The sequence below is a fragment of the bacterium genome (genome assembly GCA_020444325.1).
GTDB lineage: Bacteria > Bacteroidota > Ignavibacteria > SZUA-365 > SZUA-365 > BM516.
Genome location: JAHLLD010000001.1, coordinates 116,765 through 130,746, shown reverse-complemented (window position 1 = coordinate 130,746; position 13,982 = coordinate 116,765). Strand labels below are relative to the sequence as shown.

Sequence of the window (13,982 nt, the reverse complement as noted above, 5' to 3'; positions counted from 1 at the left end):
GCGACATCGTGGTTCACATTCTCGACATCGTGGTTCGATCTACCGGGTGACCGAGATAACAAGTCCCGCGACACCGGCGAGTCCACCGACGATGGCGGCGGCGACGGCGAGGATGTCGGTCGTTCGCGCGAGGGGCACGAGGGCTTCGGGCGTGGCGTAGATCAGGTCACCGGGTTCAATGACGGCGTCGTCGGGTTCGATCCAGGCGCCGGAGTTGCCTTTGATGACGGCCACGCGCGATTCATCCGCACTTTCGGTATAGCCACCGGCTCCGGCGATAAAGTCGTCGAAATCCATTCCCTCTTTCCAGGGCACGAAGCCGCTGTTGCGAACGGAACCATACACATAAACCGTGCCCGAATTGCGGGGAATGAGGAGAATGTCGCCATCCTGCAGCGGGACGTCCGCCGTGCGGTCGTCTTTCACAAAGAGCCGATGGAAATCCACGGCCACCTGTCCTTCCCGCACCTTGGAGTTGATGCGCCAGTACAGCGTGTCTTCCGTCACCAGTGTACTCTTGGCGAAGTTGCGGTATTTCTCGCGATCGCGATCGATGGCGAAACCGTCGGCTCCGGTCTGCCGGCGATAGAGTTCTGCCTGTCCGGGATACGCATCGGCAGTGAAGCCGCCGGCCATGCGCACGAGTTCCGCAATGGTGGTCTTGCCCGGGGTGACGGGATAGGCACCGGGATTCAGTACTTCGCCATCCACCACGGCACTGCCGTTGCTGGCGCGGTGCGGCACGGCATACACGAGCACGCGATCGCCCGGCTGCAGTGCGATATCCTGTGAAGGGACGCCGGTTTTCAGTTCAGAGATATCCAGTTCAATGTTCTCGCCACTGGCGCGCGTGAGTTCGGCTCCTGTGAGCATGCGCGAACGATCGACGCCGAAGCCCATGCGGAGGAGGTCCGACAGCCGGTCGCCTTCGACAAAGTCAAAGACTCCCGGACGCTGTACTGCGCCGAGCACGGCGATGGTGGGAGCACCGGCATCGCGATGCGGTACGACGATGATATCGCCTTCGCGAAGGAGCGGATCGTAGCGTCCATCACGCGTCGCTTCGTACATCGGGATATCAGCGCGGTTGGTCGTTCCGTCCGCATGCTGCACGAGCACACGACGCAGCGCCCGCGCATCCATTTCATTCGCGCCGAAAAAGCGGCTGCCGAGGCGTTCGCGATAGCCGGGATTGTTCGACGGTTCCCCTCCCTGCAGAATCTGCATGGGGGATTTCTGATTGTCATCCTGCTTCACATCCGCCATGCGCAGGGCCACCGAAACCGGTGTGGCGGCAGTAAGTTTCAGGAGTCCGGGCGTCTTCACTTCGCCCTGCACGGTCACGAGTATGGGACGCGGCTGGAGGAGCGACAGTGTCCCTTCAAAAGCCGGATACTTCGCGCGCAGCGCGGCATAGACGGACTCCCGCGTCTCCGCCAGCGTCTTCCCGGCGATCTGCACGGCGCCCACACGCGGCAGCAGCAGAGCGCCATCCGCCGTCACCGGCAGCACCGCCTCCGAATTCACCGGCATCGTCGTAATCAAACTCAGCACATCCCCCGCCCCGCAGACGTACTCATCAGCCTTCACCGTACGCGCAACAGGAACTGGTTCTTTGCTGAGCATCGCACTTGCCTTATCTGTCGACTTCTCTCCGCCAAGGAGTTTATCGAGTGGATTGCTGCCTCCATCGATCTGGGCGAAGCTTGGAACAGCCAGGAAGATCAGGAAAAGCGTGAGTACCGCTGCGCGGCACGCCCGCCTTCGTCCATCGCTCTGCTCGGACTCCGGCGCGCAGGCGTGAGTCCCACTCGTCCCGCAGGCGGGACTTCGTGGGACGCTTGAGTCCCGTTCGTCCCGCATGAGGGACTTCACGGGACGCGTGAAGAAAAACCTCCGTGAAAATCCGTCCGATCCGTTCAATCCGTGTTCTCCTTGATGGTATATGCGTCCACAAGGATGGCAACGATTCTCTCGGCAGCATGTCCATCCCATAACTCGGGAATAGTACCTTCTTTTGCCTTTCCATTCAATGCAGCGCGGGATTTTTCCACTGCGAGGGGGATATTGAGTCCGACCACTTCATTGGTACCGATTTCGGCGGTGATGGGACGCTCGGTGTTTTCCCGCAGGGTGATGCAGGGAATCTGCAGCCAGGTGCTTTCCTCCTGAATGCCGCCGGAGTCAGTGAGGATGAGCGCGGCATTGTCCATCAGCTTCAGGAAATCCAGGTAGCCGATGGGGTCGCAGAGCGTGAGCGAGGTGATGGCACGGACGCGCTCCTCGAGTCCGAACTCCGCGATGCGCGTGCGCGTGCGGGGGTGGACGGGGAAGAGGAAACGCGTTTCCGTCTGCAGCGCTTCGAACAGCGTGAGAATGCGCTCGAGGTTTTCGCGGGAATCCACATTGGAGGGACGATGCAGGGTGACCAGCGTATACGCCTTCGGCAGGAGGTCGAAATCTGCCAGCACACTGCTGGTCGCCGATTTTTCGCGGTAATGGGCCAGCGAGTCGATCATCACATGCCCCGTAAAATGCACTTTGGCGTCCGCCACGCCTTCATTATGCAGATTCTGCATACCGGCTTTTTCGGTGACGAAGAGATGATCGGCAATGACGTCCGTCACCAGGCGATTGATTTCCTCGGGCATGTCGCGGTCGAAGCTGCGGAGTCCTGCTTCCACATGCGCCACGGGGATATGCAGCTTGGCGGCGGTCACAGAACAGGCGAGAGTGGAATTCACATCGCCGACCACGATCACGCAGTCCGGCTTATGCTCCAGCAGCACCTTCTCGAATTCCACCATCACACGTGCCGTCTGCTCAGCATGCGACCCCGAGCCCACGCCCAGGTAAATATCCGGCTGCGGCAGTTCCAGGTCATCAAAGAAAATCTTCGACATCTTCTCGTCGTAATGCTGTCCGGTATGACAGATCATATGCCGCACATCGCCTGCATACTTCGCAAACGCCCTGTGCAACGGCGCGACTTTCATGAAATTGGGTCTGGCTCCAACGACCGAGAGGAATGTTAACATCGAGTCCTCATCGTCCCCACGCTCTGCGTGGGGACGTCTTTATGCGCCGCTCTGCGGCGATTTCACGGATTGAATGAACGCAGAGCGTTCGGGATATCCGTCCCCACGCAGAGCGTGGGGACGATGTTATCTGTTATCTGCAATTTGCAATTTGCAATCTGCTATTTCCGCCCGTCTCCGAGGACGGTCACGTGCTTCTTTTTGCCGCGCACATCGCGCGTCGCATTCCGCGTGTCGACGACGACTTTGGCGTGTTTGCAGATCATGTCGTAGTCGTAGGCGCTGTGGTCGGTGGTGATGACGACGACGTCCATTTTCTCGATGAGTGCGGGCGTGAGTTTTTTGGACTTGAGCGTCGAGCCGTTGACGCGGACCTGCGGGACCCACGGGTCGTTGTAATGCAGCTTGCGGACGTTGTCTTCGAGCAGCAGCTCCATGACGCGGAGGGCGGGGGAGTGACGGGTGTCGTCAACATCCTTCTTGAAGGCCACGCCGAGCATGAGGATGTTGGCATCCTTCATCGCCACGGGCAGCATGCTGATTTCCCGGAAGATCATGTTCTTCACGTAAAACGGCATGCTCTCATTGGTCTCGGCCGCGAGTCCGATAAAGTTCGTCTGGAAATCATATTTGCGCGCGATCCAGCTCAGGTAGTAGGGATCGATGAGAATACAGTGTCCACCAATGCCGGGACCCGGATAAAACGGCATGAAGCCGAACGGTTTGGTTTTTGCGGCGTCGATGACTTCCCACATGTCAATGCCTTCCATGCGGTCGCAGAGCTGCGCGAGTTCATTGACCAGGGCGATGTTGACGGAGCGGAAGATGTTCTCGAGCAGCTTTTCCATCTCGGCGATCTTCGGATTGCTCACGGGCACGACAGTCGCAATCACCTGCTGTGTGACAAGTGCGGCATACTTCGTGCACTGCTTGGTCACGCCACCGACGACGGTTGGGGTGTTGGACGTATTCCAGGTCTTGTTGCCCGGGTCGATGCGCTCGGGGGAGAACGCCAGCCAGAAATCCTTCCCGGCCTTGAGTTTCGTGCGCTCGAGAATAGGCTGCACGTGATACTCGGTGGTACCGGGGAAGGTCGTGCTTTTGAGGATGACGATATGGTCCTTCCGCAGTCCCGTCGCCACGCCCTCGGCGCTGTCGATGATGTAGGTAATATCCGGATCCTTCGTTTCCGTGAAGGGCGTCGGGACACAGATGAAAATCACATCCAGCTTCTTGACGCTGCGGTAGTGATTCTCGGCCTTGAACCAGCCTTCCTTCACCACCGACGCCAGCAGCTTCGAATCCACATCATCGATGTAGTTCTTCCCCTTGTTCAGGGCATCGACCTTCTTCTGATCGACGTCAATACCAACGGTCTTGAACCCCTGCGCGGCATACTCCACCGCCAGCGGCAAACCCACATAACCAAGCCCCACCACACCAATGGTGATGTCTTTCGAGGTGATTTTTTGTTCGAGTGTCATAGCTAGTCTAAGATTAAGTGATTATCAGGCAAAATGAAGAGGAACGCAGATTTTCGCAGAGTACACGCTGATTTTCGCAGGGAGAGAATGAAAAATTTTCCTCTGCGATAATCTGCGTAAAATCAGCGATAATCTGCGTTACTCTTATGTATCTATCGGGATGCATATTGTTGTTCGTAGTATTTCACGTATTCCCCACTCATCACACGCTTCCACCACTGCTCATTCTGCTGGTACCATGCGATGGTTTCAGCGATGCCTTCATCGAAGGGCACGGAGGCTTTCCAGTTCAGGTCGCGGGCGATTTTGGAGGAGTCGATGGCGTAGCGGCGGTCGTGGGCGGGACGATCTTTCACGAAGGTGATGAGCGACTCGGGCTTGCCGAGCGTCTTCAAAATCAGCTTCACGATGTCGATGTTGGGCCACTCGTTGCTCGAGCCCACATTGTAGACCTCGCCCGGCGTGCCATTATGCAGAACCTGCATAGCCGCCAGCGAGTGGTCGCGCGTGTGAATCCAGTCCCGCACATTCATCCCGTCGCCATACACCGGCAGCGGCTTGTCGTTCATCGCATTGATGAGCATGAGGGGAATGAGCTTTTCGGGGAACTGCCAGGGACCGTAGTTGTTCGAGCAGCGCGTGATGAGTGCCGGGAAGTCGAAGGTCTTGATGTACGACTGCACCACCAGGTCCGACGCCGCCTTCGACGCCGCATAGGGGGAGGTGGGATCGATGGGCGACGCTTCGGTGAAACTGCCCTCGGGTCCGAGCGAACCATACACCTCATCCGTGGAAATATGCAGAAAGCGCATAATTCCGTGGCGTCGGCTCTCCTCGAGCATTACATGCGTGCCCAGCACGTTCGTCTGCGTGAAGACCATGGGACCCAGAATGCTGCGATCCACATGCGACTCCGCCGCAAAGTGCACCACTGCATCCACCGCATGCTCCGCCAGCGCTTTCCGCACCGCCTCCGCATCCGTTATATCCGCCTTCACGAAAGAGAAGCGTCCCTCAAGGTCCGCCAGATTCTCCAGGTTCCCCGCATATGTCAGCGCATCCAGCACCGTAACCTTCACATCCGGATGGCTCTCTATATAGGTGCGGACAAAATTACTGCCGATAAATCCCGCTCCGCCGGTAATGAGGAGGGAAGTCGGGGTGAAAGTGTTTGGGCTCAAGTTGCGTTCAGGCATTAGTGACGGATTCAATCCTGTAACTTAAGGAAAAATCCCGGGATTTACTGAAAGGCAGCCACAGGAAAAGGCAACCACAGATTCCACAGATTCGTACACCCGCCTTCGTCCCGCCAATGCGGGACTACGGCGTGGCAAGCAGATTCCACAAACGGACATGAAAATTTCTTCTGTGGAATCTGTGGAATAATCTGTGGAATCTGTGGTTGCCTTTATCTCTGGTTGCGTTTTCCATCAGCCTTAACTCTCAAACAGCACACTGATGCTCTGGCGGGTGTGGATTCTGCGTATGGCTTCGCCGATGAGCGGGGCGATGCTGCAGATGGTGATTTTTCCGCTTTGGTGGGACTGCGCTGGCTCGACGGTGTCGGTGATGAAGAGCTTCTCGATGCGGCTTTCGTCGATGCGGCGAATGGTATCTGATGCGAATACGCCATGGGTGACTGCAGCGAGCACGCGGCTGGCTCCATGTTCGAGCAGCCGGTCTGCTGCTGAAATCAGTGTGCCGGCACTGATGGTGAAATCGTCGACCAGAATGGCCGTCTTCCCGGCAACATCCCCGATGATACCACCTACTGACGCCTTTTCGTCATGTGCAGCACGCTGTTTCTCCGCGATTGCCAGGGGAAGACCAAGGCGGTCGGCAAAGATTCGGGCGCGTTTTGCAAATCCGGCATCGGGCGAGACGATGACGGCGGGACCGCGGACTTCCGCTTCGAGAGCCGAACAGAGCAGGGGAGCGGCACGCAGGTCGTCGACGGGGATGCGAAAGAAACCCTGGATCTGCGCAGCGTGGAGATCCACGGTAACCACACGGTCAGCGCCGGCGGTTTCGATTGCATCGGCACAGACGCGCGCCCTGATCGATACTCTGGGTTCGTCTTTCTTGTCCCCCTTTGAGTAGCTGAACCACGGGATGATGGCTGTCACACTCGCGGCGCTCGCGCGTTTGCAGGCGTCTATCCAGAACAGCAGCTCCATGAAATTATCGTTGACTGGGGCTGCGGTGGACTGAAGCAGATAGACATCCCGTCCCCGGACATTCTCTTCGATTTTCACGAAAATATTGCCTTCAGAAAATTTCCGCACGCTGCTTTGAGCGGGGACGATCTCCAGGTAGTCGCAGATGTTGCGGGTCAGTGAAGGACTCCCACTTCCTCCGAGTAGCGTAATCCTGTCGTCGCGCATGATCGTGTCTCCTTCTAAGTAGTGTTCTAAGTAGTGCTTCCTGGTCTGGGACTTCCGATGGAATCGAGGAACTCGCCGATGATCTCCTCTGCGATGCTGTCCAGCTCTGCAGCTGCTTCCATCAGCGGCTGGTTCTCCTGAAGTACGCCGTGCAATGTTGTCATGCGGTTGAGGTTGGCGTAAAGAATCTTCCAGATGGGCACGCTGCTGCGCACGCTGCTCCAGGGCACCGGGGTTTCGAGAAACGTGGTGTAGGATTCTTCAAGTGCAAAATGCAGTTTTTCCGCTCGAGCCGGTATTTTCCTGCGGTGAGCTCCGCTGAGAGTTTCGAGTGTTTCCAGGAAGCGCGCTATTGCTTCCCGCGGATAGACGTCGCGGAAAAAACGCAGGATGTGCGGGGTTACCCGGGAGCTTAATGTCGTAGGATCGGCCGTCCAGGCAAGGGACGTCAATTCCGTTGCCTCCTGGAAATGGCTCAGGGCCGGATTGAGGGCATCGCAGAGAATAAACGCGGGGCGCTGAAGCTCATCCCACATTGCGGAGAGGAGATAAACCCCCAGGTCCTGGAGAAGCACATCGTTGGCCCTGTCGAACTCATACCCGAAGAAATCCCCTGTTTTTTCCCGGAAGCGCGCCACACGCAGACAGACCTGTTTCTCACCGAGTATCCTGAGTGTCTTGAATCGTGCGTCTGTGAAATGGTATCCGGGAGATGCATGAAATTCTTCGAGAATGACAGGACAGGTTATGTGCGTGGGCGTTGTTCTGCAGAGAAAGAAAATCGGTAGTCCGGAGTCATTGCTCTGCCTGATGTCCAAATGCACACTTCCACCCCCGATCTCATACAACAGGTGCCTGAGGCGATCGCGGTCTGCGAGGGAGCATTGTACCGATCCCCTTGAAGATGCAATCTGCACAGGCAGCCGCAACAGTTCATGGAATTCTTCGAGTGTACGCACAGTTCCGCCAATTCGCTCAAGCTTCATGCGCAGGTTGTCGAGGGTGCGCAAATGGATGATGAGGATACTGAGCGTGGTGCGGTAATACAGCGAAGTTGCAATCCGGGGTGCCCTGATCTCCAGACCGGAATTCAGTATTTCCACACCTTTCATATTGTAGTGTTTCATGTCACACTCCTTCCCTGCTTTATGACCATGCCGGCAACGTAATCCGCAAGCCGTTGGGCTGTGGCACCGACATCGCTGAGTTCCTCATTTTTCACCCGCACGACGGCATCTGGAAGGTCCGCGAGGCCATGCTCATTATCACCGAGGATGATGAGTGTGAGATGAAGCGATTGACCATACATGTGCTTCAGTCCTGAGAGTACTGCCTTTACTTCTTGATGCGGCGTTCCCTGCATCATTCCGCTTGGCTTCCACACCGCATCCGTTATCCAGCAGTAGTACAGGGTCTGCTCCGGATCTACTCTGCAATCCATGCATGTGTCGATGAGATGCTTCAGGGTGAGGGCATCGAGCTGTTGACCTCTGGATGAGGAATACCCGGCGAGTGCGTGCATTGCTTCCTCCGGCGAACGCTTTGCGGTCTTTACGGGATGAATAATCCAATCCACCAGCGCTTCAAGCTGCCTGCGCCTGGTTGTTTGAATGCCGGTGTACATGGCCATCAGCATTTCCATCCGATGTGCCTTGGAGAGGAGAAATCCGGAACAAAGCAACTTCACCATGGCCAGCTGCCTGCGAGAAAGCGAGGAGGAAACATCCGCGGCAATGGCGAGCAGCGCGGAATGATCTTTCCCTTCTTTTCGCACAGGGTACATGCGGCGATACACCGTTTCCGAGAAACTGATGACAGCCAGGCGTGCCGGATCGATTGCACCCCGTGTGTGCCGATGTTCGATGTGAACCTCAGGGTTTACTTTGCCGTGGAAAAACAATCCGTCGATTGCGTTTGCGAGGGGATTGGCATCATAGCGCAGGCGTTCGAGTATCTCATTATCGCAGTCCGCCTTGACCACGGTTTCGATGATTCCGCCGACAGTGAAATCCAGATGCGATTGCCGCAGCCGTATTTCCATGCGCTCGAGCTCGAATTCCGTGGGACCTTCCTCGAATGCATGATCCCTGAGCTGTGCGGCAAGCTCTGTATGGGAGGAATCCACAGCCTCGCGGGGTGGCAGGGTCTGCTGAATCGTCGTTGACAGATCCTGGAGTGCCCGGGCAGCACGGGCAGCAGCTTCATCCCTGCTGTCATCCGCATTGCTTTGCTTCTTCTCATTGTTACCGGAATCGCCGTCATCAGTTTCATCCTCGTCCTCCTGTGGAATCAACTGCTCCTGCAGTCTCCACCCCGGGTTTGATGGACGATTCAACATGCGGGGGGGACGAAGCGCGGCAAGTGGTTCGATCTGTTTTCGTTGAACATTCCTGTTTCGTCTGTTCTCATCCCGCTGTTGACGGCTGACGTGTTTGACAAGAATGAGGGCCAGATCGAAAGCCCACTGGATGCCTTTGTACAAGAGGATCTCGGAACGGAGTCCGGGCAGTGCCTCGAGATAGGTTTCTGAGGCATCAGACAACAGACGGAACAGTTTGCGCGAAATGGGATGCATGCGCAGCTGCTGTCCCTGGGGCAGGACATCGGAAAACAGAACAGCGGCATCGATTATTTCGGCGATACTGGAGAACTGCATGCTCTGCTGCGCCGCCAGGAAGAGGCGGTAGCTCTCTATGGGGACATCGAGGTCAGCATGTCGCCGAATCAGCTCAGACAGCATGCGTCCTTCCACAGCCTTTGCGCAGAGGTTGAGGAGTCCTTCGACGGGGACGTTCTCATCCGCCGCTTTATCGACCAGCGATTCAAGCAGTTTGTCGCTGTTTCTGCAGGCCTCCGGCAGATACTGTGTATACCGCCTCGCATCGAGAAAGCAGGTCAGTCCGATCGCACTTTGTACCGCGATTTCCAGCGGCCAGGATTGGACATAGCAGGGAGCGAGCTGCACTTCCGTGTCCGTAGGGTGCGGCAACCTGTCCCCATCGAACAGCGTGCGATTGGCTGCCGCACGTGCATCTGCAGCAGCACGGTCGAATTTTTCACGCGCATGTTTGCGGATTGCGGTTGGCAATTCCATCCGAAATGCATCGGCCATGGCAATGCCATACCGTTGAAGGTGAGAGCGGTAGGGAAATGGCAGGCGCCTGGTGTATTCAAAGTGATTCATGATGCATCACAGCATGTTTTCCAGTGCGGACAGCCGCGAGAGTTTCCCGCGCTTGCTTCCTGTGACCTGCTCGAGCAGGACCGGGATGTGTTCTCTCTGCTCTTCCTCACTGCAGTTTCCCAGCAGTGTCGTTGTAAGCAGGTCATCCGTGATAAGATCGTCATCACGGCCTCTCTCCAGCGACATCCGCAGCATTTCCATGCAAATCGCGATCCCGGGGTTGGCCGATAAAAAAACACCGCTCCTTTGGAACTCGCGTACGCGGTGCGAGATCCTTACGACAGTATGCAGCAGTGCCTCATCGTAATCCCTGATGCCTTCCCAGTGGAGCAGGTGCATGAGAATGGCTGTTTCCTCTTCGAGCTGGAAGGGACGCGGCCGGACCACGACGGGGAAACGACGGAAAAGACTTCTGTCTGGAGCACACATTTGAAAACTCTCCATCGGGCCACCACCTCTGCTCCGGCCCTGTCCTTCGAGTCCTAAATAGTTGCTGTCGGATACAAATCTTGTTGCTCTTCCGACATGACAAAATTCCCGCCCGTCAGGATGCTGGATAATTCCCCGGGTAATGATGCCCAGAAGTCCTGATTGGATTGACGGTGAGATCGCACGTCCCATCTCGAGCAGCCAGCATACAGGGACAATCGCTGCCTCGGGATCACGTTCCAGTTCGTCCTCCAGCTCCGCCAGCCATGAGAAGAGTGGAGAGTACACGTACGTTGTTTCCCCGCCCTTGAGCTGCAGGGTTCTGTACCATTCCGCTGCGGATTCGACGGCAGCGACAGGGTAGGAGAAACTGCGAACTTCACGGACGGGGAGTGAGAAGGCTTTCATGATTACTTTTGCTGTTTCGGGCACGAGTAGCGCTTCGAGAACGGCCGTCTTGCCCAGGGCTGTATCCGAGGAGACGTGTACATTATGTCCATGGACCCCATAGAGTGACTGTGCAAGCTGTCGCAGCAGGCGCTTGTACACGATGACGGGGTGTTTCCCGGGGGGACCATCAATCGCAATCAGATCATAGTCCCCGAGGTCGAGGATGTCATCCGTGATGTTGTAAATCGGGGGGAGGTTTTTCATGGCAGCTCCTTATTGTCTTTCATGAATGCGTGTTCAAGCGAGATGATGAAGGCATTGGGTGAGAGGGCACCATCCCTGCCGCCGCTCTTCTGCAGAGTGAGTTCACGGCGGATAACGGCTGGGAGCAGTCCTTCCCTGTTTTCAGGTCCACAGAGATGCATCATCTCCGATACATGCTCCCTTGCCGAACGCAGCTGTTCCTCCGAGAGTCCACCGATACCGGCGGCCTCTGTGCGGAGCACATATTCCTGCAGCACATCGAAAGGAATGACGGGTACCTGGATGACAGGCAGTTGAACCTCATGTCCCTCCTCCCGCAGCTGCTGCAGCCAGCCGGAAGCGGTCCTGTACTGACAGAAAATCACTGCAGTGCCCCTGGCATGTAAGGCATGCAGTACTGCAGGGAGGGCAGGACGGTGTTCGGCAGTCGGTACCACGGTCGTGAAAGGCAATGCCACGATGCCAGGTGATTTCGCTACCAACTGTGCAACAGAATTGGGCGGAAGCATCACATCCTGTGTCCTTCCAATGGTAAATCCACTGGATGAAGTGCCGGCTGAAGCAAGACAGGAGAGCAGGAAGTGCTCATGGACCTGGTGACGGGAATGAAGTGCAAATGATATCCCCGCTCTCAGATAATCCATCAGACAGTGCAGCAGGGGAGGCAACTCCGGTGGAAGCAATTGCATGAGGTCTTCGTCCAGAGGAAATACTGGAACCAGGTGCTCGCTGACACCGGCTCTGTTGTAGCGCTCCCTGAGCTCCGTGTCGCGCGGTGTGCGTGGCAGCTGCAGCTGGATGGCCTTTGCAAACTCGTTGAGAGATTTTGTGATCTCGGAGAGAAGACTCAGACGCGGAAGACTGAAGTGCTGCAGCTTCACCCCGAAGCTGGCATACAGTTTTGCTGTGCCAGCGTCCGAGGTATCGCGATTGTGAATGAAGGAAACATTGATGCCGAAGTGTCCGATCTTCTCGAGATGTTGAAAGAGGACACCGACATTCATTCGGTTTTCCGTTGTGACCTTCGCCAGACAGAAACTGAGATCGAGTATCTCATCGTTGACCGTGCCTCGAAGGGAAATGATTCCATCCCTTCGCTCCTCGATGGAATGGAGTCCCTCACCACCGGCATCCACCCGTGACTGCAGTCCGATACTCCCCATGAGCTCACAGGCCTGCTGCAGAATGTGCCGTGTTTCAGAAGTCGTTTGCTGTCTGGACTCTCTCATCCTGTCTCCTGTATCTGCGCATGATTGTCGTGCTTTCCTGCGATACAGAGGACAAAGACTGTGCCATGTACTCAGATTGCCGAAAGGACAACAGAATGGGCAAGACGGCAGGGACGAAATTCAGGGGATCCGGGAATATTTCCTGAAACACGGGAATAATTCCCGTCTTTTTTCAGGATTCGCCGCCGTGTGGCCAGTGAAAAAGAGGAGAAAACCCGTAATTTGAGCCCAATCACCGCTCGGACAGTTCTGGCACGATTATGGTCCTCATTTCCATCGCACCCATTTTCAAAAAACTGGAGGATGTCATGAGACATTTTGTAATGCTGCAGATTTTGCTTCTGGTGTTACTCGGCACCGGATGCAGCGATGGAGATGTGAGTGGGAGTGAATCACCCTCGATTGAGAGCATCGAGACTGTGGATGTTCAGCGGGCACGTGTGCTGCTGCGCGAAGTCATCGAGAACGCGATGAGGGAAGAAGTATTTCCCGGCGGGAGTCCTTCCTACGGCTGCTACACTGATGCCCATCGTGCGAGGTTTCTCTCGAGTGGAGCGTTTGAGCAGCTCATCGCAGACGCGGAAGGAAGCGCGTCTTTCGTCACTGCTGTTGCTTCCCTGCGCGGGATCGATGAGGATGAGTGGAGTGAAGACCTCGCAAAGCCAATCTGGCCGACATGGGCGATGAATCACCGCATCGATAACAGTGGAACAACGGATGCGGGATATGCCGTACAGCAACGAATCGGTGAGACGCTGCTTGAGCAGGCAATCGAGCTGACTGAATCCTCTGAAACCGATTGGAGCAAGTGGCTACAGCAGCACGGGTATCAGCTCAGTGGTGAGGGCAGTGGAGCGCATGTTGACAACGGTTCCGATACGGACGGGGGTGGCTCTGCCACCCCCACGGGGTATCCCACGATTGTGGAGTTTTCGTCGTGGATGTGGGAAGTGAAGGACCATGGAGAAGACCTGGTGGGCCCGGGGCCCTGTCTTTTCAAAGAGAAGAATGTACGGATTGAGAATGGAAGGTTGATCCTGAGTCTTGTGAAAAGCGATGAAGGACAGTGGTCCTGTGCAGAGGTGATAGGTATGCCGAAGGACAGGACTTTCGGGTATGGACGATACACGTGGGAAATCGAAGAAATTCGGAGTCCATTCACCAGGGCAGGAGGAGTGGACCTGGAGCCCACAGTAATCTGCGGTATGTTCACCTGGTCCGACTCGTTACAGTACGATCAGGAATTGGACGTTGAAATTGGATATTTCGGTGAGATGGATGGACTGCCGTACCAGTTCGTGAAACAATGGTGGGAAATCGATGGAAACCGTCACCGTTTCGATGGTCCCATCGGACCGGGAACACATCAGATAGCGTGGTTTCCCGACAGGGTGGAATTCTCATCCATCTTTCCGGGAGAGAAACCACACCGCTGGACTTATAACGGACCTGAGGTCCCCACTGTCGGTGGAGACCTCAGACCCAGGATGAATATTTGGCTGCTTGACAACATTCCCCCTGAACATGGAGACAGGGTGGAGATTGTTTTCAAGAGCTTCAGCTATGAGCCATTGAAGTGA

General features: G+C 56.2%; 10 protein-coding genes. 1 reads left to right on the top strand and 9 read right to left on the bottom strand.

Annotated features, from left to right (window positions below; genetic code table 11):
- Positions 1-39: 39 nt before the first annotated feature.
- The 9 genes from KQI65_00535 to KQI65_00495 form a co-directional block, all read right to left on the bottom strand.
- The gene (locus KQI65_00535; GenBank protein MCB2203204.1) at positions 40-1,923 is read right to left on the bottom strand and encodes an SLBB domain-containing protein; all 1,884 of its coding nucleotides are present in this window, start codon (positions 1,921-1,923) and stop codon (positions 40-42) included.
- Positions 1,920-3,038 carry a UDP-N-acetylglucosamine 2-epimerase (non-hydrolyzing) gene (gene wecB / locus KQI65_00530; protein MCB2203203.1) on the bottom strand — a complete coding sequence of 373 codons (1,119 nt, stop codon included), beginning with the start codon at positions 3,036-3,038 and terminating at the stop codon, positions 1,920-1,922. Before wecB ends, KQI65_00535 begins: the two co-directional genes overlap by 4 nt.
- Positions 3,039-3,199: 161 nt before the next feature.
- The gene (locus KQI65_00525) at positions 3,200-4,522 is read right to left on the bottom strand and encodes a nucleotide sugar dehydrogenase (GenBank protein MCB2203202.1); all 1,323 of its coding nucleotides are present in this window, start codon (positions 4,520-4,522) and stop codon (positions 3,200-3,202) included.
- A 152-nt stretch (positions 4,523-4,674) separates the two neighbouring features.
- A complete protein-coding gene (rfbB, locus tag KQI65_00520; protein MCB2203201.1) occupies positions 4,675-5,718 on the bottom strand; it encodes a dTDP-glucose 4,6-dehydratase in 1,044 nt (347 codons plus the stop codon).
- Positions 5,719-5,958: 240 nt separating this feature from the next.
- Positions 5,959-6,906, bottom strand: a complete 948-nt coding sequence (locus KQI65_00515; GenBank protein ID MCB2203200.1) for a ribose-phosphate diphosphokinase — start codon at positions 6,904-6,906, stop codon at positions 5,959-5,961.
- Between the two features lie 26 nt (positions 6,907-6,932).
- Entirely contained in the window at positions 6,933-8,033 is a 1,101-nt protein-coding gene (locus tag KQI65_00510) for a hypothetical protein (GenBank protein MCB2203199.1), read from the bottom strand.
- Positions 8,030-10,018 (bottom strand): hypothetical protein, encoded by a 1,989-nt coding sequence (locus KQI65_00505; GenBank protein MCB2203198.1) that lies wholly within the window; start codon positions 10,016-10,018, stop codon positions 8,030-8,032. Before KQI65_00505 ends, KQI65_00510 begins: the two co-directional genes overlap by 4 nt.
- Positions 10,019-10,096: 78 nt before the next feature.
- Positions 10,097-11,173, bottom strand: a complete 1,077-nt coding sequence (locus tag KQI65_00500) for a hypothetical protein (protein ID MCB2203197.1) — start codon at positions 11,171-11,173, stop codon at positions 10,097-10,099.
- A complete protein-coding gene (locus KQI65_00495) occupies positions 11,170-12,402 on the bottom strand; it encodes a hypothetical protein (GenBank protein ID MCB2203196.1) in 1,233 nt (410 codons plus the stop codon). The genes KQI65_00500 and KQI65_00495 overlap by 4 nt, the downstream gene beginning before the upstream one ends.
- A 308-nt stretch (positions 12,403-12,710) precedes the next feature.
- Here KQI65_00495 and KQI65_00490 point away from each other — a divergent pair, with 308 nt between their 5' ends.
- Positions 12,711-13,982, top strand: coding sequence for a hypothetical protein (locus tag KQI65_00490; GenBank protein ID MCB2203195.1), 1,272 nt, complete (start codon positions 12,711-12,713; stop codon positions 13,980-13,982).